At 74.1% G+C, this 26,383-nt stretch carries 20 protein-coding genes; 10 read left to right on the top strand and 10 right to left on the bottom strand.

Features of this window, described 5'->3' with window-relative positions:
* Position 1: 1 nt before the first annotated feature.
* Positions 2 to 1,327 carry a lipase family protein gene (locus AB0N17_RS28780; protein ID WP_366014435.1) on the bottom strand — a complete coding sequence of 442 codons (1,326 nt, stop codon included), beginning with the start codon at positions 1,325 to 1,327 and terminating at the stop codon, positions 2 to 4.
* A 252-nt stretch (positions 1,328 to 1,579) separates the two neighbouring features.
* On the opposite strand from AB0N17_RS28780, the gene AB0N17_RS28775 reads away from it, so the two are divergent.
* Entirely contained in the window at positions 1,580 to 2,227 is a 648-nt protein-coding gene (locus tag AB0N17_RS28775) for a lipoprotein (RefSeq protein WP_366014474.1), read from the top strand.
* Positions 2,228 to 2,374: 147 nt separating this feature from the next.
* Here the strand turns inward: AB0N17_RS28775 and AB0N17_RS28770 are convergent, their stop codons facing one another.
* Positions 2,375 to 4,453 carry a DUF1996 domain-containing protein gene (locus AB0N17_RS28770; protein ID WP_366014434.1) on the bottom strand — a complete coding sequence of 693 codons (2,079 nt, stop codon included), beginning with the start codon at positions 4,451 to 4,453 and terminating at the stop codon, positions 2,375 to 2,377.
* Between the two features lie 369 nt (positions 4,454 to 4,822).
* Between AB0N17_RS28770 and AB0N17_RS28765 the strand changes: the two genes are divergently transcribed.
* Positions 4,823 to 6,406, top strand: coding sequence for an NlpC/P60 family protein (locus AB0N17_RS28765; protein WP_366014433.1), 1,584 nt, complete (start codon positions 4,823 to 4,825; stop codon positions 6,404 to 6,406).
* 162 nt (positions 6,407 to 6,568) lie between these two features.
* The gene (locus AB0N17_RS28760; protein WP_366014432.1) at positions 6,569 to 7,933 is read left to right on the top strand and encodes an FAD-dependent oxidoreductase; all 1,365 of its coding nucleotides are present in this window, start codon (positions 6,569 to 6,571) and stop codon (positions 7,931 to 7,933) included.
* An 80-nt stretch (positions 7,934 to 8,013) separates the two neighbouring features.
* Here AB0N17_RS28760 and AB0N17_RS28755 read toward each other — a convergent pair whose 3' ends face one another.
* Both AB0N17_RS28755 and AB0N17_RS28750 read right to left on the bottom strand, forming a co-directional pair.
* Entirely contained in the window at positions 8,014 to 9,015 is a 1,002-nt protein-coding gene (locus tag AB0N17_RS28755) for a hypothetical protein (RefSeq protein ID WP_366014431.1), read from the bottom strand.
* On the bottom strand, positions 9,012 to 9,392 hold the full coding sequence (locus AB0N17_RS28750) for a PadR family transcriptional regulator (protein ID WP_366014473.1): 381 nt from the start codon (positions 9,390 to 9,392) through the stop codon (positions 9,012 to 9,014). Before AB0N17_RS28750 ends, AB0N17_RS28755 begins: the two co-directional genes overlap by 4 nt.
* Positions 9,393 to 9,786: 394 nt before the next feature.
* On the opposite strand from AB0N17_RS28750, the gene AB0N17_RS28745 reads away from it, so the two are divergent.
* Entirely contained in the window at positions 9,787 to 11,112 is a 1,326-nt protein-coding gene (locus AB0N17_RS28745; protein ID WP_366014430.1) for a hypothetical protein, read from the top strand.
* Between the two features lie 31 nt (positions 11,113 to 11,143).
* Positions 11,144 to 11,431 carry a DUF1232 domain-containing protein gene (locus AB0N17_RS28740; protein WP_366014429.1) on the top strand — a complete coding sequence of 96 codons (288 nt, stop codon included), beginning with the start codon at positions 11,144 to 11,146 and terminating at the stop codon, positions 11,429 to 11,431.
* Positions 11,432 to 11,473: 42 nt separating this feature from the next.
* Here the strand turns inward: AB0N17_RS28740 and AB0N17_RS28735 are convergent, their stop codons facing one another.
* Both AB0N17_RS28735 and AB0N17_RS28730 read right to left on the bottom strand, forming a co-directional pair.
* Positions 11,474 to 11,644: a hypothetical protein gene (locus AB0N17_RS28735; RefSeq protein ID WP_366014428.1), complete on the bottom strand. Its 171-nt coding sequence runs from the start codon at positions 11,642 to 11,644 to the stop codon at positions 11,474 to 11,476.
* A 2-nt stretch (positions 11,645 to 11,646) separates the two neighbouring features.
* The gene (locus AB0N17_RS28730) at positions 11,647 to 13,251 is read right to left on the bottom strand and encodes a hypothetical protein (RefSeq protein WP_366014427.1); all 1,605 of its coding nucleotides are present in this window, start codon (positions 13,249 to 13,251) and stop codon (positions 11,647 to 11,649) included.
* Positions 13,252 to 13,600: 349 nt separating this feature from the next.
* Here AB0N17_RS28730 and AB0N17_RS28725 point away from each other — a divergent pair, with 349 nt between their 5' ends.
* The 3 genes from AB0N17_RS28725 to AB0N17_RS28715 all read left to right on the top strand — a co-directional run bounded on the left by AB0N17_RS28725 (position 13,601) and on the right by AB0N17_RS28715 (position 20,319).
* A complete protein-coding gene (locus tag AB0N17_RS28725) occupies positions 13,601 to 16,108 on the top strand; it encodes a SpoIIE family protein phosphatase (protein ID WP_366014426.1) in 2,508 nt (835 codons plus the stop codon).
* Positions 16,109 to 16,305: 197 nt separating this feature from the next.
* Positions 16,306 to 18,927: a SpoIIE family protein phosphatase gene (locus tag AB0N17_RS28720; protein ID WP_366014472.1), complete on the top strand. Its 2,622-nt coding sequence runs from the start codon at positions 16,306 to 16,308 to the stop codon at positions 18,925 to 18,927.
* Positions 18,928 to 18,981: 54 nt separating this feature from the next.
* Positions 18,982 to 20,319, top strand: coding sequence for a hypothetical protein (locus AB0N17_RS28715; RefSeq protein ID WP_366014425.1), 1,338 nt, complete (start codon positions 18,982 to 18,984; stop codon positions 20,317 to 20,319).
* Positions 20,320 to 20,333: 14 nt separating this feature from the next.
* Here AB0N17_RS28715 and AB0N17_RS28710 read toward each other — a convergent pair whose 3' ends face one another.
* A complete protein-coding gene (locus tag AB0N17_RS28710) occupies positions 20,334 to 20,567 on the bottom strand; it encodes a hypothetical protein (protein WP_366014424.1) in 234 nt (77 codons plus the stop codon).
* Positions 20,568 to 20,660: 93 nt separating this feature from the next.
* On the bottom strand, positions 20,661 to 22,499 hold the full coding sequence (locus AB0N17_RS28705) for a glycoside hydrolase family 15 protein (protein ID WP_366014423.1): 1,839 nt from the start codon (positions 22,497 to 22,499) through the stop codon (positions 20,661 to 20,663).
* A 197-nt stretch (positions 22,500 to 22,696) separates the two neighbouring features.
* Here AB0N17_RS28705 and AB0N17_RS28700 point away from each other — a divergent pair, with 197 nt between their 5' ends.
* Together AB0N17_RS28700 and sthA are read left to right on the top strand one after the other, a co-directional pair.
* Positions 22,697 to 22,906 (top strand): hypothetical protein, encoded by a 210-nt coding sequence (locus tag AB0N17_RS28700; protein WP_366014422.1) that lies wholly within the window; start codon positions 22,697 to 22,699, stop codon positions 22,904 to 22,906.
* A 185-nt stretch (positions 22,907 to 23,091) separates the two neighbouring features.
* On the top strand, positions 23,092 to 24,495 hold the full coding sequence (sthA, locus tag AB0N17_RS28695; RefSeq protein ID WP_366014421.1) for a Si-specific NAD(P)(+) transhydrogenase: 1,404 nt from the start codon (positions 23,092 to 23,094) through the stop codon (positions 24,493 to 24,495).
* 29 nt (positions 24,496 to 24,524) lie between these two features.
* Here sthA and AB0N17_RS28690 read toward each other — a convergent pair whose 3' ends face one another.
* Together AB0N17_RS28690 and AB0N17_RS28685 are read right to left on the bottom strand one after the other, a co-directional pair.
* Entirely contained in the window at positions 24,525 to 25,013 is a 489-nt protein-coding gene (locus AB0N17_RS28690) for a DUF5709 domain-containing protein (protein WP_366014420.1), read from the bottom strand.
* A gap of 83 nt (positions 25,014 to 25,096) precedes the next feature.
* Positions 25,097 to 26,248: a HoxN/HupN/NixA family nickel/cobalt transporter gene (locus tag AB0N17_RS28685; RefSeq protein WP_366014419.1), complete on the bottom strand. Its 1,152-nt coding sequence runs from the start codon at positions 26,246 to 26,248 to the stop codon at positions 25,097 to 25,099.
* Positions 26,249 to 26,383: the final 135 nt, after the last annotated feature.

Here is a 26,383-nt window from a genome sequence, read left to right as displayed (position 1 = left end):
TTCAGGGTTCCAGGGGCAGCGTCCCGCAGGTGGGGCGGGCCGGACGGCCGGCGAGCCGGCCGGTCAGCCAGCCGACGGCGGCGCCCTGGTCGGTGAGCAGCGGCGCGAAGTGGTTGAGCAGCGCCCGGCCCAGCTTCGGTACGACGACCGGCACATAGGTGACGTCGGCGCCCTCGGCGCACCAGTCGGCGGCCAGCCGGCGGGCCTGTGCGTGCGGTACGAGGTCGTCGTTGACGCCGGTCGCCACACGCACCGGGCTCGCGGGCCTCTCCCTGCCGATGCGCTGGCGGTCGAGGAAGTCCCGGAGCGCGGGTTCGGCCTCGATGACGTCGGCGAGGGAGGAGCCGTCGGTCGTCCAGGCCGTGCTGTGCGCGGAGTTGTAGGCGAGGATGGCGTCGCCCACGCACATCGTGGACAGGTCGGCCAGCGCCGCCTTGCCCGCCGCGTTCAGGTGGCGGTCGGCGATCGGTCTCAGTGCGGGGTCGGACTGCAGGAAGCCGTTCACGGCCCAGCCGAGGGCGCCGGCCAGGTCGGTGCCGTCGATGCCCCGGGTCACCTCGGTCAGATCGGCGGGCGGCGCACCGGAGTAGGTGCCGGCCAGGGTGATGTCGGGGGCGTAGGAGGGCTGGGCCTCGGCGGCGGCCGCGGTGGCGCCGCCGCCCTGGCTGTAGCCGTACAGCCCGACGGGCGAGGCCGCCGTCACCGACGCGTCCCGCAGCCGGCGCGCGGCGCGGACGGCGTCCAGCACGGCGTGCGCGCCGTCGAGCCGGTTGACGTAGGTGTGCAGCCGGTCGGTGGCGCCCAGCCCGACGTAGTCGGTGACGACGACCGCCACCCCCTCGGAGAGCAGCCGGTAGATCGCCAGGTCCTCGTACCCGACGGAGACGGTACGGCCGCCCATGGTCAGCGGGTGCTCCAGGCCGAGGGAGGCGGCGCACTGGTCGCCCTGGCCCATGGTGCCCGGGGCGAGCGCGACCAGCGGACGCGGTCCGCCGTGCTTCCAGGAGGCGGCCGGCTCGATGTAGGCGCCGGTCACCGCGACGGGCCGGCCGGTGGAGTCGGTCGACTTGTACATCAGCCGGGTGGCCCGGCCGGGGAGCGGGCCGTCGATGCCGGGCAGGCTCAGGGCGAGCGGCAGGGGCTCGCTGCGGATCAGGGCGCCGTCGGCGTCGGGCAGGCCGGCCGGCGGGTCGTAGAAGGCCGGGATGGTGACGCCCCGGGACACGGCGGTGTCCGAGGCGGTGGCGGGGAGTGCGGCCACGGTCTGCGCGCCGAGGCAGGCGGCGACGGCGATCGCGAGGGCGGGCACACGCGTCCGTACGGGCATGGCGGACCTCCTGGGTGGTGGGGCAGGGGGCTCCGAAGCGGCTGGCCAGGACCTTACTTTCGAGTAAGTTACCGGCGGTAGCCTCAGGGAGGTCACAGTTGGGCAATGTTGACTCGCTGTCAGCAAGCAGCCGGCGCCCGTTATTCGCTCCGCCGTCGCCCGCCCCCTCGGCTACAGTGTCCCGCCGGATCAGGGGAGAAGAAGGTGCAGGTCAAGGTGGGGACGAGGATCGTGCGGAGCACTGCAGCGGGCATGGCGGCAGGGGCGGCGCTGCTCGCCACGGCACTGAGCGGGTGCGCCGGGTCGGCCGGGACGGACGCCAAGGACCGTCCGAGCGCGTCGGGCACGGCCGGGGCGGCGGCGAGCGGGGGCACCATCGGCGCGCGCGGCTCGGCCTGCGAACTGCCCGTCAGCTTCGCCGTCGCCCGGCACTGGAAGGCCGAGGCCGTCGACGCCGAGGCGGAGTTGTCGAAGGCGTCGAAGGGCTCCGACGGCGACCTGAGCGGTGCCCTCGCCGACAGCTTCCTGCGCCAGGGGCCGGTCACCGCCGCCTGCGAGATCGACGCCAAGCCGGCCGGCGACATCGGCTTCCTGCGCGTGTGGACCGCGAAGCCCGGGAACGGCGACGCCGGCAGCGTGCTGCGCGCGTTCGTCGCCGCCGAGGACAACGTCAGCAAGGCGAAGTACCGCTCCTTCACCACCGGCGACGGCCTGACCGGCGTGGAGGTGGAATACCTCTACACCAGCAAGCTCCTGGAGGAGACGAAGAAGGAGAGCGCCTTCGCGGTCGGCACGCCCGACGGCCCGGTCGTCGTCCACCTCGGCGGCATGGACACCGAGGAGCACGAGGCGATGCGGCCGGCGTACGACCTCGCCAAGCAGACCCTGAAGCTCGCCTGAGCCGGGGGCAGAAGGCCCGGGCCGTCGTCCGGGGCGAAGGCCGGGCCGGGGGGCCCGGGGCGAAGGCCGGGCCGGGGGTGGTGCGGAGGCGGACACAGGACGGCGGCCGCACCCGGTGGGGTGGGCCGCCGTGCCGGTGAGGGCCGGTCAGTGGCGCAGGCGCCTCGCCCGGAGCAGCATGACCAGGCCCGACAGGGCGAGCAGCGTGCCGAGAGCCGCGGGCCACAGGTGGGCCCCGGTCTCCGCGAGACTGCCCTGGGTCCCCTGCGGTCGGGCCGGGGCGGCTGCGGGCGGGGCGGATCCGGCGGCGCCGGCCTGAGCCGGTGCGGACGCGGTGGCGCCGGAAGCGGGGGCGGAGGCGGGGGCGGAGGCGGGGGCGGACGTGGGCTCGGCCGACGTGTTCGGGGTGGCCCGGTCCGTCCCGTGGCCGCTGCCGCCGCCGTTCTCGCCGCTGCCGCCGCCCTTCGCGCCGGTGCCGTCACCGTTCTCGCCTGTGCCGCCGCCGCTCCCCCTGCTGCCGGTCCCCGCCGTGCGGGACTCCTGCCGCTCGGCGGGAGCACGCGACCCGGCGGGCCGTCGTGACGCGGTGGGCGCGGTGCGGTGATGCGCGGTGCGGCTCGGGGTGACGGTCGCGTCGGTCCTCGGCAGCACGGCGGACGAGGAGGCCGACGGTGCCGGCGCGGAGCCGGCGCTCGCCCCGGGCCCGGCCGTCGTGCCGTCGCCCGGGGCGGCCGTCGCACCCGGTCCGGAACTCGCGCCGGGTGCCGCGCTCGTACCGGATCCCGCACCGCCGGAACCGTCCGCGCCGGAGCCGTCCGCGCCGGAGCCGCAGGTGCGGCCGGAGTTGATGCAGTCGACCATCTCGCGCATCAGGCCCTCGTCGAAGACGTTGATGAAGTCGCTGTGGTCGGTGACGGGCTTGTGCAGCTGCTCGGGGAAGGAGTCCACCGCGAAGAGCGGGACCGTACGGCCGCCGTCCTCGATGCTCGGCGCGGCGACGCCGTAGACGATGCGCTGCACGAGCTGCGGGATGGCGACGAAGCCCGCCGGGCAGGTGCCGTCGGCGGCGGCGAAGGCCACGTGGGTGCGGTGGTTGGCGCTGTCGATGTTCCGGCCGTCCCAGCAGTTCTGGAACCGGAAGGTGCGCACGACGTCGCTGCCCGGCGGGCACAGCGGGTACTTGTCCTTCAGCTGCCGGTCCTCGTGACCGGTGCAGCTCCAGGAGGCGTTGGCGTTGCCGGGTCCGTTGACGAAGGCCTTGGCGTCGCCGGTGATGATGCGCAGCAGGCGGGGCATCGCGGTGACCTTGCCGCGCGGGTTGCCCACGAACGTGAGCGTGACCTGCTTGGCCGTGACGATCTGGCCGGCGTTGCCCTCCGTGCCGCCGCCCGGGGCACCCGCGTCCCGCTCCTGCTTGCCGTTCTGCAGGCGCAGCACCGGCCAGTAGTACGAGGACCTGTCCCCCTGGTCCGCGCAGCTCGTGCCGGCCCGCGCCAGGTCGTCATCACTGGCGAAGGCCGTGTTGCCCTGGTTGCCGACGTAGTCGTGGACGTGGTGGGCGCCGTTGGAGACGCCGGGGGCGACGATGACGTTGTCCGAGTTGAACACGCCGTTCGCGTTGACACCGCAGTCGGAGGTGAAGGTGCCGCGCGAGGCGTCGGCCTGCTGGGGCGGCTGGGGCGCGTCGGGCTGCACGGAGGCGATGTCCGCGTAGTCGGAGACGACGGGGCCGTTGCCGCCCTGGCCCGCGCCGTTCTGCGGGGCCGCGCCGGTCGGGGCCGCGGTGGCGGACTGACCGGTGCCGGCCGTGGCGTCGCCGCCGGGCCGCAGGGTGCACGCGGCCAGGTCCTCCAGCCCCTGCGGACGCTCCCCTTCACGGTCGATGGCGTCGGCGATCCGCCCGATGGCCGCGGCGCGCTGCTGCTTCAGCGGGTCCATGATGGTGCCGTCCACGGAACCGGGGTCCTGCCCCGCGGCCCGGCCCGACTGCTGGAGTTGCCGGTAGGCCTGCGCCGTCTGCCGGTCGAGCAGGGCGAGTTCACGGTCGACATCCGCGCGGGCGCCGTCCGGCACGGCCGTCAGCCGGCTGCCGACGTCGGGGCAGTCGATCGTCGCCATACCGCTGGACAGGACGTGTCCGGTGCTCTGCGCGGGGGCGCCGTCGCCCCAGCCCTCGGACGCCGAGGCGTAGACGTTCGCCGCGACGAGCCCACCTCCGCCGAGCATCAGAGCGACTGCTGCGAGGGTCGCGCGTCGTGCGCCGGTCGGGCGTCTGCGCCTGTTGCGTGCCAAGGTCGTCCCCTGTGTGGTGTGTGCGCCGGTCGGGCATGGAGCTCCCCGGCTTCATACGGAGGGCGACGCCGGTGTGTTCAACGGAATCACGAATTCACCGGGACCTCACAGGAGAACGCGGGCCACACCCCTTCCCCTTCGAACGTCACCGCGAACATCACAAATACGTATCGGACATTCCACGCCTCAACCTTCACACGAGGTACACACGTTGGCTAGGTTGACGCGAGGCCGCCCGGCACGCGACGGAGTCCGGACGAACGGCCCAACTGCCCTGCGGGGCGAGGAAGGAGCACGTCTTCCATGGCGCCGGAGAGCCGCGACGAGGTTCGGCAGCGGATCGACTCCCTGTACGACCAGGCCGAGAACGCGACCGGGAACTACAACGCGACCCGGGCCATGGCGGCGGGGTCGCGTTCACGGGGCGTCCCGCTGGCCAAACGGTCCGGCCGGCGGCCCGATCCCTCGCTCGACGAGATGACCCGGCAGTGGTTCGACGCGGCGCGCGCCAAGGTCGGCCCGACGGTCCCCGCCGTGCTCCCGGCCGACCGGCTCCCCGGCCCCGCGTCGGCCGGGCGCTCGCGCGACCGCGGGAGGGGCGGCCTTCCGGCCGGTGAGCGGGAGGCGCCGGGTACGGCGCTGCCGGCCCGGGCCCTGGAGCGGGCCCCGGAGCGCGCGCTGCCCGAGCTGCCGGCGGGTCCGGCGCAACGGGCGGTGGCAGCACTGGACAGCGGGCGGTCCGCCCTCCCCGAACTGCCCTCCACAGCACCGGCGTTGCCCGGCCGTGCCGCGACGCGAGGGGGCGCCCCGGGGGCGCCGGAAACCTTGACGCCGGGCGCGACGACCCTGGCCGCCCTCGGCCCCGCCGAGACGGCCGTCCTTCCGGCCCAGGGCATCCCGGCCCGACGGCCCAGGGCACTGCCCGGCGCAGCCGCACCCGGCCGCCCCTCTCCGGCCGACTCCAAGACGAGCAACCGCCGCAAGCTGACGGCCGCCCGGGACCTGCTCTCCCGGCACACCGCCCAACCCGCCGCCGCCGTCGCCGAGATCACCGCAGCATCGATCACGGACACCGGCTCGCTCCCGCCGTATCCGAGCACAACTGCGATGCCCGCTACGGACACCGGGGCACTGCCCACATTCACGTACCCGACCACCACCCCCGCCACGCCCACACCCACGCCCGCGCCCGCGGACTACGGGTCGACCTACGCGCAACCGGCCGCCACCGCACGCATGACGGACACCGGCACGCTCCCGCCGTACCCGGGCACCACCGCCACGCCCGCTACGGACACCGGGGCACTGCCCACATTCTCGTACCCGACCACCACCGCCACGCCCACGCCGGACTACAGCTCGGCCTACTCCTATCCAGCCACCGTCCCCGGGGCCGTCACCGACACGGGCCCGCTTCCCCACCTGGGCGCCTCCGTCGACACCGGCCCCCTCCCCCACGTCGCCGCGGCCCCCGCCGCCGACGCGGCCCTTCTCCCGCTCCCCGCGCCCGCCCCCGTCTCCCCGCGCGCCCAACGGGCCGCCAGGGCCATCGCGTTCGCCCGGGCGCAGGTCGGGAAGCCGTGCGTCTGGGGTGCCACCGGACCGGACTCCTACGACTGCTCCAGCCTCACCCAGGCCGCCTGGAAGGCCGCGGGGGTCACCCTGCCGCGCAACGCGCACCAGCAGGCGCTCGCCGGCGGTCCGGTCACGCTCGCCGGACTGGAACCCGGTGATCTGGTCCTCTTCTTCGACGACGACCGGCACGTCGGACTCCACGTCGGCGACGGCATGATGGTGCACGCGCCGGGCCCGGGGGCGTCGATCCGCGAGGAGTCGATCTACGGCGCCGGAGAGGCGGCGATCCACCGCATCGTGCGGCCCGCCTGACACAGCGGGCCGGACCCGGTCACCCCGAGCGTCATAAGGCACCCCTGGGGAAGTCATAAGATGGGCTTATGAGGTCATAGAGCGGACCCGCGTACCAACTTAGGTCTGCCTTAGTTTAGGCTTCCCGATCGAGTCACCCGTTCACTCGAAGGGAACCTGATCATGCCGCGCCCGCTGCGGGTAGCCATCGTCGGAGCCGGCCCCGCCGGGATCTACGCCGCCGACGCCCTGCTCAAGTCCCAGGTGGCCGCCGACCCCGGCGTCTCCATCGACCTCTTCGAGCGGATGCCCGCCCCGTTCGGCCTGATCCGGTACGGCGTCGCGCCGGACCACCCGCGCATCAAGGGCATCATCACCGCCCTGCACCAGGTGCTCGACAAGCCGCAGATCCGCCTGTTCGGCAACGTCGACTACCCGACCGACATCAGCCTGGACGACCTGCGTGCCTTCTACGACGCGGTGATCTTCTCCACGGGTGCGACGGCCGACCGTGAACTCCCCATACCCGGCATCGACCTGAACGGCTCCTACGGCGCCGCCGACTTCGTCTCCTGGTACGACGGTCACCCGGACGTGCCGCGCACCTGGCCGCTGGAGGCCGAGAAGGTCGCCGTGCTGGGCGTCGGCAACGTCGCGCTCGACGTGGCCCGCATCCTCGCCAAGACGGCGGACGAGCTGCTGCCGACGGAGATCCCGCCGAACGTCCACGACGGCCTGAAGGCCAACAAGGCCGTGGAGATCCACGTGTTCGGCCGCCGTGGCCCGGCGCAGGCGAAGTTCAGCCCGATGGAGCTGCGGGAGCTGGACCACTCGCCGAACATCGAGGTCATCGTCGACCCCGAGGACATCGACTACGACGCGGGTTCGATCGAGACCCGGCGCGGCAACAAGCAGGCCGACATGGTCGCCAAGACCCTGGAGAACTGGGCGATCCGTGACGTCGGTGACCGCCCGCACAAGCTGTTCCTGCACTTCTTCGAGTCCCCCACGGAGATCCTCGGCGAGGACGGCGAGGTCGTCGGCCTGCGCACCGAGCGCACCGCCCTGGACGGCACCGGCAACGTCAAGGGCACCGGCGAGTTCAAGGACTGGGACGTCACCGCCGTCTACCGCGCGGTCGGCTACCTCTCCGAGAAGCTGCCCAAGCTGCCCTGGGACCTCGAGTCCGGCACCGTCCCGGACGAGGGCGGCCGGGTGATCGAGGAGGGCGGCGGCCATCTGCAGTCCACGTACGTCACCGGCTGGATCCGGCGCGGCCCCATCGGCCTGATCGGCCACACCAAGGGCGACGCCAACGAGACCGTCTCCCACCTGCTGGACGACTACGCGAACGGCCGGCTGCACACGCCCGCCTCGCCGGCCCCCGAAGCGGTGGACGCGTTCCTCGCCGAGCGCAGCGTCCGCTTCACCACCTGGGAGGGCTGGTACAAGCTGGACGCGGCCGAGCGGGCGCTGGGCGAGCCGCAGGGCCGCGAGCGCGTGAAGCTCGTCGAGCGCGAGGACATGCTGCGGGAGAGCGGGGCGTAGGTTCCCGCCTTCCCCCAGGCCGTACGGGGCCGGCGCCGAGGCGCCGGCCCCTTCGCGTCGGTGCGCGACGGCCGTACGGATCAGCGCGCCGCGACCTCCCTGCGCCCGGCGACCGCCAGGACCACGGTCAGCAGGGCGAGCGCCGCCGTCTGACCGAGGCCGCCGCCGACGTACCCGCCGGCCCCGGGCACCCGGAGCCACGGGTACAGGGCGGCGACGCGCACGGCCAGGAGCAGCAGGCCGAGCCCGGCGAGGGCGAGGGCACCGCCCGGCACGCCCCGGTCGGTGCGGCGGCCGCTCCACAGCAGCCAGCCGAGCGCGCCGACGACGAAGCAGTTCGCGGGCGCCCACACCAGGTCGGCGGCGGCCGGCAGCAGCACCTGCGACGCGCCCATCAGCACGCAGGTCGCCAGGAACACCTGCCCCGGTGAGCCGGCGGGCAGTCGGGCCGCGGGTGCGTCCCGGTGGTGGGCGGCGCACAGCGCGAGGGCCGGCAGCCAGGCCAGGAGCGCGAAGGTGACGGCGAACCCCGGCATCGAGGGCAGGATCGCGCCCGTCAGCGGGCCCAGCAGCGGCCAGAGGCTGGGCACCGCGGCCACCAGGGCACAGGTCCGGGCCAGGCGGCGCCGGTCGTGCAGGAGGGCGAAGTAGGCGGCCGTCCAGCCCAGCGGCACGACCAGCTGGGCGGCCGTGACCACGCCGGTGAGGAGCCCGTGGTCGGTGAACTCCGCCAGGAACAACCGCCGTTGCGCACCACCCCGGGTGAAGGACCAGGTCAGCTGGAGGACCGGCTCGACGACCGCCGATGCCGCCTGCAGCAGGACGGCGGCCAGGGCGAAGAGACGGACGCCCGAGCCGAGCAGCACGTACGGGCGGGGCGCCCCGGCGGCGCCGAGACGGCTGCGCACCGCCAGGGCCGCGATGCTCGCCACCTCGCCGAGCGTGGGCCGACTCTCGTCCTGGGTGTCGCGGTCGAGGTCCTCCAGATACGTCTCGACCATCTCCTCCTCCCTCTCGCGCCGGTAGTAGGCGGGGAGCAGGCGCAGGACGGCGCGGTAGCGGACCTCCAGCAGTGTGGTCATGCGCAGCCTCCCGCGAGTCCGGGTGCGGTGGGGGGTTCGAGACCGGCCGGGGCGCCGGAGGCCGTGGCCCGGCGGCCCTCGGCGATGCGCCGCTTGGCGGCACCGGCGCCGGCGGCCATCCGCTCGGCCTCCGTGTCGAGCGCGGCCACACCGTCGTCGGTGAGCCGGTAGTAGCGCCGCAGCCGGCCCTGCTGGACCTCTTCGCGGTCCAGGACGATCAGGCCGTCCGCGGTGAGCCGGTCCAGCACGCCGTACAGCGTGCCGACCCTCAACTGCACCTCGCCGTCGGAGAGTTCCTCGACCTCGCGCAGTATGCCGTAGCCGTGCCGCGGCTGGTCGGCGAGTGCGGTGAGGACGAAGAACGCCGGGCGGGTCATGCTCTTCGCTGTCATGCGAGCATGATATCTCGGCTGCCGATATATATCGCGCGGTGGGGCGCAGTCGGTGGGTCGCGGTCGGTCTCGGTGGGGCGCAGGGACGCACACAGTCGCGGAGACGTGCACAGGGGCGCTGACAGAACGGGGTCCGCCCCTGAGCGGATGGACGGGCGGACCCCGTTCGCCGGACCATTGTGGGCGCCGCGCCGGGGCCGGACCACGGGTGAGAGACGGTCGCCGGACGCGTTTCCGGCACACCGCGGGCGCCCGGAACACACCCCGCGCGCCGGGCGCACACCCACCGGCGACGCGCGGCGGCGTGCCCCGGCCGACACATCGCCCGGCCCAGCGGTGATACTGGGAGGCGCACCCGCCCCCATCAGCAGATTGGCTCATGTCGAACTCCGCCAGCGACCACGCCACCATCCCGCAGACTCTCTGGGCGGCCCGCGGCCGTCACACCGGTCCCGCCCCCGAGGAGGTCGTCCGCCGGACCCTGAAACGGCACAAGCAGAACGGGGACGTCGACGACTTCGCCGAACCGCCCGCACCGCAGGACGAGCAGCCCGAGCAGGAAGGGCGGCAGGAGGAAACCCGACGGACCTTCGAGGCGCGCTGGCGGGCCGGCGGCACGGTGACCGTGCGGGCCCGGCTGACACTTCTGTCGCGGCCGGGCCGGCCGCGGGAGCACGAGTGGCGGCTCGTCGCGGAGGCGGAGCGGCCGTGGGACGAGGCGTGGCCCTCGCCCGCGACCCTGTTCTGGCCCGAGGACACGTCCAGCGAGGGTGACGACGGCGCCTGGGACCACCACGCCACCGTCGCCGGCCTGCGGTTCCGGCAGGTCAACGCGCTGCCCGCCGACGACAAGGAGATGCGGCGCCGGCTGCGGGACGCGGCCCGCGAGGCCTGGTGCGTGCATGTCGTCGTGCACGAGGCGATGACCCCGGACGCGCAGGGCCGACTGCCGCTGGCCGGGCTGCTGCCGCCCGGTCTGAGGCACCGCGTGGTGGAGCACCGGGCCGCCCCGCACCAGTTCCGTGCCGTCAACTGGGCGCTGAAGGACCTCGGGGTGGAGGTGCCGCGCGGCGGCGCCGTCCTGCTGCCCCCGGACCCGGCGCCCGAGGACTACGACGGCCGGGAGCACAGCGTGCGCAGCGTCTTCCTGAACGGCTCCGCACCGGCCGAACTGGTCGCCGCCCTGAGGCACTTCGTCGCCCTCCCCCGGCCGCTGCCGCACGCCGCCGAGGAGGCGCTGGCGGATCTGCGCGAGAACTGGACCCTGATGACCCCTCAGGAGGAGCTGGAGCGCGAACGGCGGCTCGTCGCCATGTACGCCGAGGCCCTGGAGGCGATGACGAAGTCCCGGGACCTGTACAAGCAGGCCGCCGAGGAGGCCCTGACCGCCCTGGCCGCCTACCGTGACGTGCCCGCGCCCGTCCTGCCGCAGCAACGGCCCGCCTCCCGTACGCCCGCCGCGCTGCAGCAGCTGACGGGGATGTTCGAACGGCTGAAGCTGACCGCCCGGGGGCAGCGCCACCCGGCGTCCTCCCCCGAGGGCACGCCGCCCCTCGCCGCGGGCGCCGTGACGGACGCGGCGGACACGCCGGGGGGTATGGCGGCGGACGCGCCGGGGAACAAGGCCTCACACACGCCGGCGGACCGCGACGAGGGCGACGGCGGCGGCACGGACGGGGCCGAGGGCGCGGACCGGACGTCGTAGTCCTCGCCCCGCCGCCGGAGAAGGAGGCCGGATGGATTCCACCACGACCCTGCTGGTGATCGGTGCCGTCGTCGCGGCGGCGCTGCTCGCCGTGGCCGTCGGCCTGCTGGTACGGCTGGTGCGCGCCCGGCGCACGCTGCGGCGGGCCGGTCTGCCGACCGGCCCGCGCTGGGTGTTCTGGGGCGCGGTCGCTTATCTGCTGCTGCCCACCGATCTGCTGCCCGACCCGGTCTACCTGGACGACATCGCAGTCCTGCTCCTCGCACTGCGCAGCCTGCGCGCCGCGCGCCCGGTGCCGCCCGGGCCGAACGAGCCCTGAACGACCGCCCCGTGCTGCACCATGGAGCGGTGCGAGCCGAGTTCACCAGGGCACCCGGCCGGACCCCACCAGCCGGTAACGGCCCTCGCCCGTCCGGCGCCCCGCCGACCTGACCTCGGCCCGACGACGCACCGAGACCTCCACCGCGGTCACCGCGCCCGACGACACCCAGCCCCACCACACCCGCGAGCCGGCGCAGGGCCGACGCCACACGCTCACCCCGTACCGCGCCCCGCGGACCCCACCGCCGGAACGGAACCCCGCGACGCACCGCCCGCACCCCCGCCGGCCCGGCCCGCCACCCGGCGACGCACCGAGACCTTCACCGCGCTCACCGCGCCCGACAGCACCCCCAGCGCCGCCACCGCGGCCAGCCCGGCCACCACTCCCGCGACCGAGGGCGGGGCGAGCGTCGCGTCCAGCAGCAGGTAGGACGGGTCCGGGAGCCCGAACCGGCCGCCGAGCAGCTGATCCACGCTCAGTATCCCGGTGGCGCCGAAGGCCACCGTCGCCACGGCGATCCGGGCCCAGGCCGCCCGGGCGGGCAGGGCGAGGGCCAGCAGCAGGCAGAGTGCCGAGGCGACGACCGTGGCACCGAGGACGCCGCGCGGCGGGCTGGTCCAGTAGCGCGGGGCGTGGGCCACCCCGCACAGGGCCACCAGCAGCGCGGCACCCCGGGCGCCCCACAACGGGGCCGGTGCGCAGGTGCGGCCGTCCTTCGCGGGGTTCTCCGCCGAACGGGCCTTGGCCGCCCGGTTCTTGGCACGCCGGGTGCCGGGCCGGCCCTTGTCGGGACCGGTCTCGGCGGGTCGGGGCTCGGACGGCCGGGCCTTCGCGGGCCGGTCCCGGGCGGGTCCGTTCTCTGCGGGTCCGTCCTGCGCGGGTCCGTGGGTCACGGGCCCGCCCGTCGCGGGTCCGTCCGTCGCAGGTCCTTCCGTCGCGAGTCCGTCGTGCGCGCCGGCCGGCTCGGCGCAGGGGATGCCGGGATCGGCTGCCGGTCCGGCGGGCGCGGGGGCCACCGGACCGGCCACCGGGTCGGTCAGCGGGCCCAGGCAGCGGGCCCGCTCGGCGGCCATGCGGTCGATCAGCTCGGCGAGTTCCTCCAGGGGGCGGTTGACGGCGGCCGCCCGCACGGCCTCCGCCGCGACGCGGGGTTCCACGGGAGTGCGGTGCAGGAGCTGCATCAGCCGGGACACGTCCTCGACGGAACGGCGCTCGGCGGCGGCGCGGATCGCCTCGTCGGCGCAGTCGGTGTCCCGGGGCGGCTCGGTGAGCAGGGTCACCAGACGGGTGACGTCCTCCACGGACCGGTCGACGGCGGCGGCGCGCAGTGCGTCGGCGGTGGTCCGGGCGTGTTCCGGCGAGCGCTCCAGCAACGTGATGAGCCGGACGACGTCCTCCAGCGGGCGGCCGGCGACGGCCGCGTGGACGAGGCCGTGGAGCGGGTCGGCGTACTGGCGGCCGGGGTCCTGCCATGGCGCTCCGGAGGCCTGCGCCTCGGCGGTCCGGGATTCGCCGGTGCCGGACTCACCGGTCCCGGGCTCGGAGGTCGCGGACTCGGAGGTCCCGGACTCACCGGTCCCGGACTCGGCGGTCTGTGCCATGGCGACCGGAGCCTCGGCGAGCTGTGCCTCGCTCACCTCCGCCCCGGCGAGCCGCGCCTCACCGACCTGCACCCCTCCCACCTGTGCCCCGGCGATCCGGTTCAGCAGCGGTGCGGGCCGGGTCAGCACATGGAGGGACGGAATGCGGCCACCGGAGGTGACCGGCGCCGTCGGTATGGGCGAGTCGTCGGAACGGGAAGACGAAGTGGTGGTCATCTCGGCTCCAGGAGAAGGGTGCGGCCGCGGCTGCGCCTCCCGCGTGCGGCCGGCGGCCTTACACCCTCCATTACTAGGAGCGGGCCCGTGGCCCTGCCACTCGGGTGAGGCACTGGTGTTAGTGCGAACGCGGCGTCCACGAGGACGGTTCACCGAAGCGGGAGCGGTGCGTCCGTGCCGAGCCGGACCAGCCGGGCCCAGGCGGGGGCGACCCGCACACCGCGACCCGCACACCGCGACCCGCACACCCGCCTCATCTCGCCCCTCCCGCCCAGGTGCGTTCCGCACGTCTCCGGGCGCATCCTTGCTGTGTGATCCTCCCGGAGGCGCACGGGACGAGGTAGGGCCGATGGCTGGGAGTGGGGAGCAGGTGGTCCGTGCGCGGGTCCGGCTGGCCGCGCTCCTCGCCGAGGTCTCGACCGGAGCGCTCGGCGCGGCCGGCGGCCGCGTGGCGGGCGTGTACCTGCGGTCGTGCACTCCGGGTCTGCTGCACCTCGCGGTGCTCGCCGGTCTGCCCGGTCCGCTGTTCCGGCCCTGGTGGCGGCTGCACGTGGGCCGCCCCTTCCCCGTGTCCGACGCCTACCGGCTCGGGGTGCCCGTGGTGCTGGCGAACGCCGCCGAGACGGTGCGCCGGTATCCGCAGTTCGCGGCGGGTCTGCCCTTCCCCTTCGGCTCGGTGCACGTGCCGGTGCCGGGCGGGTCCGAGCCGCTGGGCGTGCTGACGGTGCTGCGGCCCGCGGTGGCGGACACGGTGGGCGAGCTGCTGGACTGGGAGCTGCTCGCGCGGCTGGCGGAGGGGCTCGGCGCCGAGCTGGTCGCCCTGGCCGACGGGGACGCGAACGCCGTCCTGTGGGACGGGGAGCCGCTGTGCGTACGGCCGCCCGCGGCCCGGCCCCCTCGGCCCGCCGTGGGACGCTTCACCTGGGATCCGGTGACCTGTTCGGTCCGCGCGGACGACCGCCTGCACACGCTCCTCGGTCTGCGCCCGGGTGAGTTCGCGGGGACGGAAGCGGCGCTCGCGGACGCCGTGGCCCCGGCCGACGCGCACCTGATCCGCGCGGCGCTGCGCGACACCGCCGCCGGGAAGCCGCCGGGCGCGCCGCTGAGCCTGCGGGCGCGGGACGGCACGGCGCGGCTGCTGGACCTGTGGCCGGCGGACGACTGGACCCGGCGGACCGTGGGCGGGCTGGTGTTCGACCCCGGTCCGGCCGCCGCCGCGGACGGCGCGGCCGACCTGCTGCCGCAGGGCGTGTTCTGCGTGGACCGGCTGGGTGTGATCGTGTACGCCAATCCGGCCGCGGCACGGCTCACGGGCCACGAGCGGGAGTCGCTGCTCGGGCGCGAGCTGTGGGAGGCGATGCCGTGGCTGGGCGGGCCGCCGTACGACGACCATCTGCGCGGCGCGCATCTGTCCCCGGAGCCGGTGCACTTCCATGTGCTGCGGCCGTCGGCCGGCCGCGCGGAGGGTGGTCCGGCCGGCGACGGCGACTGGCTCGCCGTGTCGGTGCATCCCGGCGAGGACCTGCTGACCTGCACGCTTCTCCCGGCCAGCCGCATGGACACCCCGTTCGAACCGCTGCCCGAGACGCATCTGCCGGAGGAGCCGCACCCGGGCGACGCCTCGCTGGGGCAGGTGTACCGGCCGATCGCGCTGGCCATCGCGCTGACGGACGCGGTGACCGCGCGGCAGGTGTCGGCGGTGGTCATGCGGGAGCTGCTGCCCGCGTTCGGCGGCCGGCACCTGGCGATCTACCTGCTCCAGGAACGGCATCTGTACCTGGCCTGGGAGAGCGGATTCCCGCACGGGTTCCTCGCTTCGTTCGAGGGGATCGGCCTGGACGCCCGGGTGCCGGGGGTGGAGACCCTGACCACGGGCCGGCCGCTGTTCTTCGAGTCGATGCAGCAGATCGCGGCCTCCTACCCGGGCATCCCGCTGGACGCGGACGAGGGTGCGCGCGCGTTCCTGCCGCTGATCGCCTCCGGCCGGCCGGTCGGCTCCTGCATCCTCGGCTTCGACCGGTCGCGCAGCTTCAGCCAGGAGGAACGTGCGGTCCTCACCGCGCTCGCCGGGCTGATCGCGCACGCGATGGAGCGGGCACAGCGCTACGACAGCGAGGCGGCCCTCGCCCGGGGCCTGCAGCAGGCGCTGCTGCCGCGCCGGCTGTCGACGCACCCGCGGGTGGAGACCGCGGGCCGCTATCTGCCGGGCACGCAGGGCATGGACGTGGGCGGCGACTGGTACGACGTGGTCGAGGCGGGGGACGGGCTCGCGCTGGTGATCGGCGATGTGCAGGGGCACGGGGTGCAGGCGGCGGCCACCATGGGCCAGTTGCGCAGCGCGGTCCGCGCGTTCGCGCTGGGCGACCGGCCGCCGGACGAGGTGCTGAGCGGGACGAACCATCTGCTGATCGACCTCGACCCGGGCCAGTTCGCCAGCTGCTGCTACTTGCGTCTCGACCCGGCCACCGGGCGGGCGCGGGTCGCGCGGGCGGGGCATCCGCCGCCGCTGCTGCGCGCCCCCGACGGCCGTGCCCGGCGGCTGGACATCCCGGGCGGGGTGGTCCTCGGAGTGGATCCGCAGGCCCGCTACCCGGTGACCGAGCTGCTGCTGGAGCCGGACGCGATCCTCGCGCTGTACACGGACGGGCTGGTGGAGCGGCCCGGCGCCGACATCGACGACGGGATCGCCGCGCTGCGGCTGGCGCTGGCCCGGGCGGGCGGGACGGCGGGGCGCCGGGGCGGGCGGTCCCTGGCCGGGGTGGCCGACCGGCTCACCGCCGTCGCGCGGCACGCCACCGACCGCCCGGACGACGTGGCGCTGCTGCTCGCCGCCCGGCGCCGGGCACCCGGGCGGTGAACGGCGGGGCAGGGTCCGATCGGCGGCGGTCGTCGCGCGCAACGGTCTCGCCTGACGGCGCCGGGCAGTGTAGACATGGGCACATGGTGCGACTGCCCGGCCGGCCCGCGACCCGGCCGTCCCGTTCGTCCGGGTCCCCGCGCGCACCGCAGGACCCCCGGCCGTCCGGCGGCGACGCGAACGGCTCCCGGCCCGGCATGCTGTGGTCGGCGGTGACCGGCCGCAGCGTCGCAGGGCAGGTCTTCCTCCTCCAGGTGGTGATCGTGCTGCTGCTGGTCGTCTCGGCCGTGGTGGCACAGGTGCTCCAGGTGCGGCACGACAGCGACACGGAGGCACAGAACCGTTCCCTCGCCGTCGCCCAGACCTTCGCCCAGGCCCCCGGCACGGCGGCCGCGCTGCGCTCACCCGACCCCACGGCCCTGCTGCAGCCGCGCGCGGAGGCCACCCGCAAGGCGACCGGCGTGGATTTCGTCGTCGTGATGGACACCGACGGCATCCGCTACACGCACCCCGACCCGGACCGCATCGGCAAGAAGTTCGTCGGCACGATCGCCCCGGCCGTCGCCGGGGGCACGGTCACCGAACACGTCAACGGCACCATAGGGCCGCTGGTGCAGGTCGTGGTGCCGGTGAAGGACGCCGCCGGCAAGGTGGTGGGCCTGGTGTCGTCCGGGATCACCACCGCGCACGTGGGCGGGGCCGCCGACCAGCAGCTGCCCCTGCTGCTCGCGTCGGCGGCGGCGGCCATGGCGCTGGCCACCGCGGGCACCGCCCTGGTCAGCAGACGGCTGCTGCGCCAGACACGCGGGCTCGGCCCGTACGAGATGACCCGGATGTACGAGCACCACGACGCGGTGCTGCACGCGGTGCGGGAGGGCGTGCTGATCGTCGGCGGCGACGGCCGGCTGCTGCTGGCCAACGACGAGGCCCAGCGGCTGCTGGATCTGCCGGAGGACGCCGAGCGGCGGCACGTGCTGGAGCTGGGCCTGGACGACGAGACGGCGGGGCTGCTGGCCTCGGGGCGGGTGGCCACGGACGAGGTCCACCTCGTGAAGGACCGGCTGCTGGCGATCAACCAGCGCCCCACCGACCTGCGCGGCGGCCCGGCCGGCAGTGTCACCACGCTGCGCGACTCGACGGAGCTGCGCGCCCTGTCCGGCCGCGCGGAGGTGGCCCGGGAGCGGCTGAACATGCTGTACGACGCCGGGGTGGGCATCGGCACCAGTCTGGACGTGTCCCGCACCGCGGAGGAGCTGGCCGGGCTGGCGGTGCCCCGGTTCGCGGACTTCGCGACGGTGGACCTGTTCGACGCGGTGCTGCACGGTGAGGAGCCCCGGCCCGGGACCGCGCTGCGCCGTGCGGCCTGCGCGGGCGTCCGCAAAGATGCCCCGCTGTACCCGGTCGGCGACCGGATCCGGTTCGTGGCGACGTCGCCGCAGGCCCGCAGCCTGACCACCGGGCAGTCGGTGGCGGTGGCCCGGCTGCGGGACGCGCCGGGCTGGCGGGCGCAGGATCTGGAACGCACCGATCAGGTGCTGGAGTACGGCATCCACTCGCTGATCACGGTGCCGCTGAGGGCGGGCAGTCTGGTGCTCGGGGTGGCGAACTTCTGGCGGTCGCAGAAGCCGCAGCCGTTCGACTCCGAGGAAGTGGCGCTCGCCGAGGAGCTGGTCGCGCGGGCGGCCGTGTCCATCGACAACGCCCGCCGGTACACGCGTGAGCACAGCATGGCGGTCACGCTGCAGCGCAGTCTGCTGCCGCGCTCCCTGCCCGAACAGGGCGCGCTGGAGATCGCCTACCGCTATCTGCCCGCGCAGTCCGGGGTGGGCGGGGACTGGTTCGACGTGCTGCCGCTGTCCGGGGCGCGGGTGGCCCTGGTGGTCGGGGACGTGGTCGGGCACGGGCTGCACGCGGCGGCGACCATGGGCCGGCTGCGCACTGCCGTGCACAACTTCTCCGCCCTCGACCTGCCGCCGGACGAACTCCTCGGCCTGCTGGACGAGTTGGTCGGCCGGATCGACCAGGACGAGACCCCGGCGGACGGCGCCGCGGTGACCGGGGCGACCTGCCTGTACGCGGTCTACGATCCGGTGTCCCGGCGCTGCACCATGGCCCGGGCCGGGCACCCGCCGCCCGCGGTGGTGGCCGCCGACGGCGGCGTGGAGTTCCCGGAGATCCCGGCGGGTCCGCCGCTGGGCCTGGGCGGGCTGCCGTTCGAGACGAAGGAGCTGGAGCTGGCCGAGGGCAGCCGGCTGGTGCTGTACACCGACGGGCTGGTGGAGGACCGGGAGCGGGACATCGACGTGGGCCTGGACCTGCTGAGCGACGCCCTGCGCCGGACGCCGGGCGCCTCCCCGGAGGAGACCTGCCGTACGGTGCTGGAGGTGCTGCCGGCCCGGCCCAGCGACGACGTGGCGCTGATCGTCGCCCGCACCCGGGTGCTCGGTCCGGACCGGGTCGCCGAGTGGCAGGTGCCGTCCGAGCCGGCGGCCGTGTCGCAGGTGCGGGGCTCGGTGACCCGGCAGCTGGCGGACTGGGGCCTGGAGGAGCTGGCGTTCACGACGGAGCTGATCCTGAGCGAGCTGGTCACCAACGCCATCCGCTACGGGCGCGGCCCGATCGGCGTGCGGCTGCTCCGGGACCGCACGCTGATCTGCGAGGTCTCCGACCGCAGCACGACCTCGCCGCATCTGCGGTACGCGGCGAGCACGGACGAGGGCGGCCGGGGCCTGTTCCTGGTGGCCCAGCTCGCCGAGCGCTGGGGTACCCGGTACACCTCGAACGGCAAGATCATCTGGGCGGAGCAGCCGCTGCCCTGAGGCGCCCGGGAATGGTGTTGTGGGCATGCCGGTGGCCGGGTGATGATCTCCGTCATGTTCTCGCGCAGGAATCGCCGCCCGAAGTCCCCCGATCTCCTGAAGACCCCCGATCTCCTCAAGGCCTGGGAGTCCCTCGATGCCGGGGACGTGCCCGGCGCGCTGCGGCAGGTGCGGGCGGCCGGCGAGGAGCAGCCGCTCGCCGAGGTGGCGCTGGTGGTGGGGCGGGCAGCCGGGTCGGCCGGTTTCGACGACCTCGCCGAGGCCTGCGCCGCGCTGGTCGCCGCCCCCGAGGACGCGAAGGCGCTCTACCGCTACGGGTGGGCGTGCATCGAGCGCGGCGTGTCCTACCTGGCGGTCCCCGCGCTGCGCGAGGCGCTGCGCCGCAGCGACGGTTCGCCGGCGGTCCTGCACGAACTGGTCTCCGCCTACGAGGACGCGGGCCGGCACCGCGAGGCGGTGGCCGAACTCACGCGCTTCGAGGGCTCCTTCGCGGACTGGCCGACCCGCTATCTGCTGGTCTACAACGCCGTCATGGCCGGTGACCTGGAGGTGGCCCGGCGTCAGCACGCGCTGCTGTCCGACCCGGAGGACGCCCGGTGGCAGGGCCCGCGGGACCGGCAGAACCGGATGCTGGAGCGCGCGGCCGACGCCGGCCGGGCGGGCACGCTCGACGCGGCCGACCTGCGCGGCTGGCAGTACGTGATCGGCGGCACCGTCCTCGGCACCCTGTCGCCGTACGGCTTCGACGCGGGCATGACCGGACGCTACGCCTGGCTGCAGGACACCACCGGCCAGTGTCTGCGCGGTCTGCTGCGGCTGCGCACGCTGCTGGAGGCCGCCGAGGTACCCGTCCGGTCGGTGTCGCTGCTGCCCGACCGGGACTCACGGATCCTCGGTCTCGCCGCGGCCGAGGTCCTGGGCCTGCCGGCCGAGCCGTTCGCCCCCGGCCGCACGGACACCGTCGTCGTCGCCTACGACCTCGACGGGCTCGCGGCGCACGAGGACGGCCCCGATATCGTCCGGGAGCTCTTCGAGCGCGCTCCGGGACAGGTGCTGCACGAGCACGCGAGCTGCTGGACGGACCCGCCCGCGATCACCGCCGACAGCGTCGGCCTGCTCCGTCAGTCGGTCGTGGCGCCCTGGGGCGAGCAGCTGCGGCAGGGCGCGGACGGCGGCGTCGAGCGCGGGCCGGCGGACGGGCGTCCGGAGCGGGAGATCGCCGCGGAGATCGTCGCGGCGGACCCGGCCGGGGATCCGGGGGACGGCGAGGGCCCGGCGGACACCGACGCGGAGTTCGCCGCGTTCGCCACGGCCGTCAGGGGCACATGGCTGCGCGGTGACCGGGCGCGTCTGCGGTCCGCCGGGCCCGTCCCGAGTTCCCGGTTCGCCTGAACCGGAGGAAGCGGTCAGGCGCTCAGCCGCGAGCGCAGCAGGTGCTTCCCCATCTCGGCGCCCTTGCGGCTGTCGGCCTGAGCCTTGTGGAACAGGTCCACGAGTTCGGCGTCGTGCTCGCGTTCGGCGTCCTGGATGTACGTCTCCAGGCGCAGGGCGTTGTCCAGGCACGCCTCGACGTACCAGATCAGGTCGTAGTTCTTGTCGCGGGTGCCGGTGACGCCACCGGTCTCGCTGGTGCTGGTCATACGGGGTCTCCTCCTTCTGTGGACCCTGCCTGCGATTCCGCTTCCGGAGACCCCCGGGTACCCGTGCGACCTGGGGACACACCGCCCGAATCGTCATCCGAGGGCGCGGTCCAGGTTGAAGGCGGCACTGATCAGCGCCAGGTGCGTGAACGCCTGCGGGAAGTTGCCCTGTTGCTCGCCGGTCCGGCCGATCTCCTCGGCGTACAGGCCGAGGTGGTTGGCGTAGGTGAGCATCTTCTCGAACGCCAGCCTGGCCTCGTCGAGCCGGCCGGCCCGCACCAGGGCCTCGACGTACCAGAAGGAGCAGATGGAGAAGGTGCCCTCGTCGCCGCGCAGCCCGTCGGGGCTGGACTGCGGGTCGTAGCGGTAGACGAGCGAGTCGGAGACCAGGTCCTCGGTGAGGGCGTCCAGGGTGGACAGCCACTTGGGGTCGGTGGGGGCGATGAACTTGGCCAGCGGCATCATCAGCAGGGACGCGTCGAGGACGTCACCGCCCTCGGTCTGCACGAAGGCGCCCCGGCACTCGGACCAGCCGCGGTCCATGATCCGCCGGTAGATCGCGTCGCGGGCCTGCCGCCAGCGCCGGTGATCCGCGGGCAGTCCACGGTGGGTGGCGAGGCGGATGGCGCGCTCGATCGCGACCCAGCACATCAGCCGCGAGTACAGGAAGTTCTTGCGGCCGCCGCGGGTCTCCCAGACACCCTCGTCGGGCTGGTCCCAGTGGGCGCAGACCCAGTCGACCAGCCGGCACACGTCGTCCCACTGGCAGCTGGAGATGGGCTGGGCCCACTTGTCGTAGAGGTAGATCGAGTCGATCAGGGCGCCGTAGATGTCCAGCTGGAGCTGGTCGGCGGCGGCGTTGCCGACCCGGACCGGGGCGGAGCCCTGGTGGCCCTCCAGGTGCGGCAGTTCCCGTTCCGGCAGGTCGGTGCGGCCGTCGATGCCGTACATGATCTGCAGCGGGCCGGAGGCGTCGCCGCAGCCGGGACTGATGTGCGTGGTCAGGAACCGCATGAACGCCTCGGCCTCTCCGCTGAAGCCGAGCCGCAGCAGCGCGTAGACGGCGAAGGCGGCGTCGCGCACCCACACGTACCGGTAGTCCCAGTTGCGCTCGCCCCCGAGCTGCTCGGGGAGGCTGGTGGTGGGGGCCGCGACGATGGCGCCGGTCGGGGCGTAGGTGAGCAGCTTCAGGGTGAGGGCGGAGCGGTGCACCATCTCGCGCCAGCGGCCCCGGTAGCGGGACTGGTGCAGCCAGCGCCGCCAGTAGGTGACCGTGGCGTTGAACTGGTGCTCGGCCTCGGCGTGGGCGCAGCCGCGCGGGACCACCGCGCCGTCGACCTGGTCGAGGGCGAACACCGCGGACTCGCCCTCGGCCAGCTTGAAGTCGGCGCGCGCGTCACGGCTGTCGCACTCCAGGTCCACGGTCGACGTCAGCGCCAGCGACCGCCGGGGCGACTCGAACAGGAGCATGCCGTCGACGCCGCGCAAGGTGTGCGGATCGGCGCCGTAGCCGAACCGCGGCGCGACCAGCACCCGGAACGGCACGGTGCCGCGCACGCACACCACACGCCGGATCAGCCGGTGCCGGCCCGCCTCGCCGGGGCCCTCCCCGGTGACGGGCATGAAGTCCTGCACCTCGCCGACGCCGTCCTCGGTGAAGAAGCGGGTGATCAGCACGTTGGTGTCGGGGAAGTAGAACTGCTTGGTGCGCGCCGGTACGGCGGCGGCCAGCTCGAAGGAGCCGCCGCGCTCGGCGTCCAGTACGGCCGCGAAGACGCTGGGGTCGTCGAAGGACGGGCAGCAGTACCAGTCGATCGTGCCGTTGCTGCCGACCAGGGCCACGCTGCGCAGGTCACCGATGAGTCCGTGCTCGGCGATCGGCAGGTAGCGGGGGCTGCGGGCGGCGTCCTCGCGGAAAAGGGTGTCGGCCATCGGCGGCCTCCCGGTGAACGGTGCTCGATGTTTTCCAGCTTAGGAGCGAGTGACCCGCGGTGGCGTGGGCAGGCGCTCGGCACGCGCAACTCGGACGCCTCCGGATGCAGGGTGCGCCGAGGCGCGGAATGGTGAGAGTGTGCCCCGTCAGGCGGCACCGGCACGGATGCGGTCATCCGGACCGAGGAGGAGGCATCATGTCGACATCCACACCCGAAGAGTCCCGGAGGTCGTCCGACGACCACTGCACCCCGGACGCCCTGCTCCACTCCGCTCCGGCGAAGGACGTCTCCCCGGAGGACCTGGTGATGGCGGCGGGCAGGGACGTCACCCCGCAGAACCTCGACTGGGCGCGGCGCAAGCTGGAGACGGAGGGCGCCGCAGCCGTCGAGAAGCTGCTGCCCTAGGGGCGGTCCGGGGACGAGGGAACCGAACGGGAGATCCGGCCGGGCGTGGGCACGCCCGGCCGGCCCGGCACGGTCGCGCGCGCGGGCACCGTGACGCGCCGCGGGCAACTCCTGCGCGGAACCGGGTATTTCGGCGGCTGCCCATCCCTTCCGCGCAGGGCCCGGGGGCTGTCAGACTCCCGAGGGTGCCCGACTTCGACATGCTCGTCATCGGATCCGGACCCGGTGGCCAGAAGGCCGCCATCGCCGCGGCCAAACTGGGCCGCCGGGTCGCCGTCGTCGACCGCCCCGAGATGCTCGGCGGGGTCTCCCTGCACACCGGCACCATCCCCTCCAAGACCCTGCGCGAGGCGGTGCTGTACCTGACCGGCCTGACCCAGCGCGATCTGTACGGGCAGAGCTACCGGCTGAAGGAGGACATCACCGTCGCCGACCTGACCGCGCGCACCCGGCACGTCGTCGGCCGCGAGGTGGACGTCGTCCGCAGCCAGCTCGCCCGCAACCACGTCACCGTGTACTCCGGCACCGCGCGGTTCGCCGGCCCGCACACCGTCGCCCTGGCCGAGGCCTCCGGCCGGGAACGGCGCATCGACGCCGAGCACATCGTGATCGCGACCGGCACCCGGCCGGCCCGCCCGGACAGTGTCGAGTTCGACGGGCGGACCATCATGGACTCGGACAACGTGCTCTCGCTGGAGCGGGTGCCGCGCTCGATGGTGATCGTCGGCGCGGGCGTGATCGGCATGGAGTACGCGTCGATGTTCGCCGCGCTCGGCAGCAGGGTGACGGTGGTCGAGAAGCGTCCCGGGATGCTGGACCTGTGCGACGTCGAGATAGTGGAGTCGCTCAAGTACCACCTGCGGGATCTGGCCGTCACCTTCCGGTTCGGGGAGACCGTCGCCGCCGTCGAGCGGCATGCCCACGGCACGCTCACCGTGCTGGAGAGCGGCAAGAAGATCCCCGCGGACACGGTGATGTACTCGGCGGGCCGGCAGGGGCTCACCGACGGGCTCGGCCTGGACAAGGCGGGCCTCGCGGCGGACCCGCGCGGCCGGATCCCGGTGGACGGTGATTACCGCACCGCGGTGCCGCACATCTACGCCGTCGGCGACGTCATCGGCTTCCCCGCGCTCGCGGCGACCTCCATGGAACAGGGCCGTGCCGCCGCGTACCACGCCTGCGGGGAACCGGCGGGACGCATGCACGACCTGCAGCCCATCGGCATCTACACGATCCCGGAGATCAGCTTCGTGGGCCGGACCGAGGACCAGCTCACCGAGGACCGGGTGCCCTTCGAGGTGGGCGTGGCCCGGTACCGGGAGCTGGCCCGCGGGCAGATCATCGGGGACTCCCACGGCATGCTGAAACTGCTGGTCTCACCGGTGGACCGGACGCTGCTCGGGGTGCACTGCTTCGGCTCGGGCGCGACCGAGCTGATCCACATCGGGCAGTCCGTGATGGGGTGCGGGGGCACGGTGGACTACCTGGTCAACGCGGTGTTCAACTATCCGACGCTGGCGGAGTCCTACAAGGTGGCCGCGCTGGACGCGACGAACAAGCTGCGGCAGATCGATCACCTGGGGGACTGAGGGGGAACCGAGACGGCGTGGAGCGCCGGTCACTCCGGCAGCTCCGTCTCGTCCGGCACCACATGGACGGCGGCCTCCTCGGCCCCCGCCGCTCCCCCGTCGATCCCCACGTCCCGCGCGACCTCCTCCTTCACGGTGTCGGTGCGGGCGCCCTCGTCCGGGGCGACCAGGCGGCCGGCGCGGGACCCGCCCGCCTCGGGGTCGACCGGTTCGCCCGTGCCGCCGGGGAGGTCGCCGATGTCGTCGCCGGCCACCGGCTGCGCGTCGGGCACCTCCTGGCCGAGCCGTTCGTCGAGGGTCTCCCCCTCGTGCTGCTCGGCGGCGGTGGTGCCGTGCTTGGTGACGCCGAGGGGGCGTTCGGGCGGGGAGTAGCCCTCGTCGAGGACGTCGTCGTAGGTGCGCTCGCCGACCGCGTCCTGCAGGTCCAGGGGTCCGGCGTCCTCTTGCTCCTCGTTGGTACCGGTGGGCTGGTAGGCGTCGTCGGCCATCGGGCTCTGCCCGGACTGCTGGTCGGTCATGGTCGCCTCCTTCGCGGCTCGCGGGCGGTCCAGGTCCGCGTTTCCCGCAGCCGGGCGCCTAACCCCGTCGGCGCGCGATCGGCTCAGTCCGCGGACTGTTCGGCCAGGCCCGCCGTCCACTTCTCCTCGATGCGGCCCGCCTTCCACACCAGCAGGGCGACCGCCCAGGTGGCGAAGAAGAGGCCGACGATGACGAAGCCGACGGTGTTGAGGTCGAGGCCGGAGATCCAGTCCCAGAACGCGCCGTGCAGGCCGAGCCGGTCGGCGAGCAGGCCGAGCAGTTCCACGGTGCCGATGACGAGGGCGACCGCCACGGACAGGCCGGTGATGGTGAGGTTGTAGTAGACCTTGCGGACCGGCTGGGAGAACGCCCACTCGTAGGCGAAGTTCATGAACGAGCCGTCGATGGTGTCCAGCAGGGACATGCCCGCCGCGAAGAGCACCGGCAGGCACAGGATGGCGTACCAGGGCAGGCCGGAAGCGGCGCCGGAGCCGGCGAGGACGAGCAGGGCGATCTCCGTGGCCGTGTCGAAGCCGAGGCCGAAGAGCAGGCCGAGGGGGTACATCTGCCACGGCTTGGTGATCGAGCCGGTGACCCGGCCGAGCAGGCGGTTCATGAAGCCGCGGTTGTTCAGCTGCGTCTCCAGCGCCGCCTCGTCGTAGGCACCGGAGCGCATCTGCCGGAAGACCTTCCAGATGCCGGCCAGGACGACGAGGTTGATGCCGGCGATCAGGTAGAGGAAGGTACCGGAGACCGTCGTGCCGATCAGGCCGGTGACCCGGTGCAGGTCGGAGCCGTCGTTCCGGACGGGTCCGGCGAGGGTCTTCATGCCGAGCGAGAGCAGCAGGGCGAGGCCGAAGACGATGCTGGAGTGGCCGAGGGAGAACCAGAAGCCGACCGACAGGGGCCGCTGTCCCTCGCCCATCAGCTTGCGGGTGGTGTTGTCGATCGCCGCGATGTGGTCCGCGTCGAAGGCGTGCCGCATGCCCAGGGTGTAGGCGGTCACGCCGATGCCGATGCCGAAGGACTCCTTGCCGACGCTGAAGTGCTGCGGGGCGATGACGCCGACCAGCGTGCCCCAGCCGATGACGTGCAGGGCGAGCACGAACGCGGCCATCCCGCCGACCCTGATCCACTCCTGCCGCGTCATGGAGCCGCGGACACGGTGCCAGGCCGAGCGCTTGGTCTCGGCCCGGGCGGGGAGGGACGGAGCGGAATCAGGGGCGGCCGTCATCGGGTGGGTCATCCTTCGGTGTGCGGGTACGGCTGCGCAGCACAGCCTCGTGCCATCATCCCGTACTTGCAACCCATGTGCAGTAAAGGCGTCGGCAGGCCTTCCCCATGGGCGGGGAAAGAAGCCGTGGGCGAA

Source organism: Streptomyces sp. NPDC051133 (assembly GCF_040682635.1).
GTDB lineage: Bacteria > Actinomycetota > Actinomycetes > Streptomycetales > Streptomycetaceae > Streptomyces.
The sequence above is the reverse complement of the archived record's forward strand: the minus strand, read 5'-3'. Positions and strand labels throughout refer to the sequence as shown.

Coding starts and splice junctions, on each gene's coding strand:
- AB0N17_RS28690 (WP_366014420.1), bottom strand. CDS start 25,013: ATGACCGACCAGCAGTCCGGGCAGAGCCCGATGGCCGACGACGCCTAC.
- AB0N17_RS28725 (WP_366014426.1), top strand. CDS start 13,601: ATGGCTGGGAGTGGGGAGCAGGTGGTCCGTGCGCGGGTCCGGCTGGCC.
- AB0N17_RS28745 (WP_366014430.1), top strand. CDS start 9,787: ATGTCGAACTCCGCCAGCGACCACGCCACCATCCCGCAGACTCTCTGG.
- AB0N17_RS28760 (WP_366014432.1), top strand. CDS start 6,569: ATGCCGCGCCCGCTGCGGGTAGCCATCGTCGGAGCCGGCCCCGCCGGG.
- AB0N17_RS28715 (WP_366014425.1), top strand. CDS start 18,982: ATGTTCTCGCGCAGGAATCGCCGCCCGAAGTCCCCCGATCTCCTGAAG.
- AB0N17_RS28700 (WP_366014422.1), top strand. CDS start 22,697: ATGTCGACATCCACACCCGAAGAGTCCCGGAGGTCGTCCGACGACCAC.
- AB0N17_RS28765 (WP_366014433.1), top strand. CDS start 4,823: ATGGCGCCGGAGAGCCGCGACGAGGTTCGGCAGCGGATCGACTCCCTG.
- AB0N17_RS28705 (WP_366014423.1), bottom strand. CDS start 22,499: ATGGCCGACACCCTTTTCCGCGAGGACGCCGCCCGCAGCCCCCGCTAC.
- AB0N17_RS28755 (WP_366014431.1), bottom strand. CDS start 9,015: ATGACCACACTGCTGGAGGTCCGCTACCGCGCCGTCCTGCGCCTGCTC.
- AB0N17_RS28730 (WP_366014427.1), bottom strand. CDS start 13,251: ATGACCACCACTTCGTCTTCCCGTTCCGACGACTCGCCCATACCGACG.
- AB0N17_RS28750 (WP_366014473.1), bottom strand. CDS start 9,392: ATGACCCGCCCGGCGTTCTTCGTCCTCACCGCACTCGCCGACCAGCCG.
- AB0N17_RS28720 (WP_366014472.1), top strand. CDS start 16,306: ATGCTGTGGTCGGCGGTGACCGGCCGCAGCGTCGCAGGGCAGGTCTTC.
- AB0N17_RS28775 (WP_366014474.1), top strand. CDS start 1,580: ATGGCGGCAGGGGCGGCGCTGCTCGCCACGGCACTGAGCGGGTGCGCC.
- AB0N17_RS28710 (WP_366014424.1), bottom strand. CDS start 20,567: ATGACCAGCACCAGCGAGACCGGTGGCGTCACCGGCACCCGCGACAAG.
- AB0N17_RS28780 (WP_366014435.1), bottom strand. CDS start 1,327: ATGCCCGTACGGACGCGTGTGCCCGCCCTCGCGATCGCCGTCGCCGCC.
- AB0N17_RS28740 (WP_366014429.1), top strand. CDS start 11,144: ATGGATTCCACCACGACCCTGCTGGTGATCGGTGCCGTCGTCGCGGCG.
- AB0N17_RS28685 (WP_366014419.1), bottom strand. CDS start 26,248: ATGACGGCCGCCCCTGATTCCGCTCCGTCCCTCCCCGCCCGGGCCGAG.
- AB0N17_RS28770 (WP_366014434.1), bottom strand. CDS start 4,453: ATGCTCGGCGGAGGTGGGCTCGTCGCGGCGAACGTCTACGCCTCGGCG.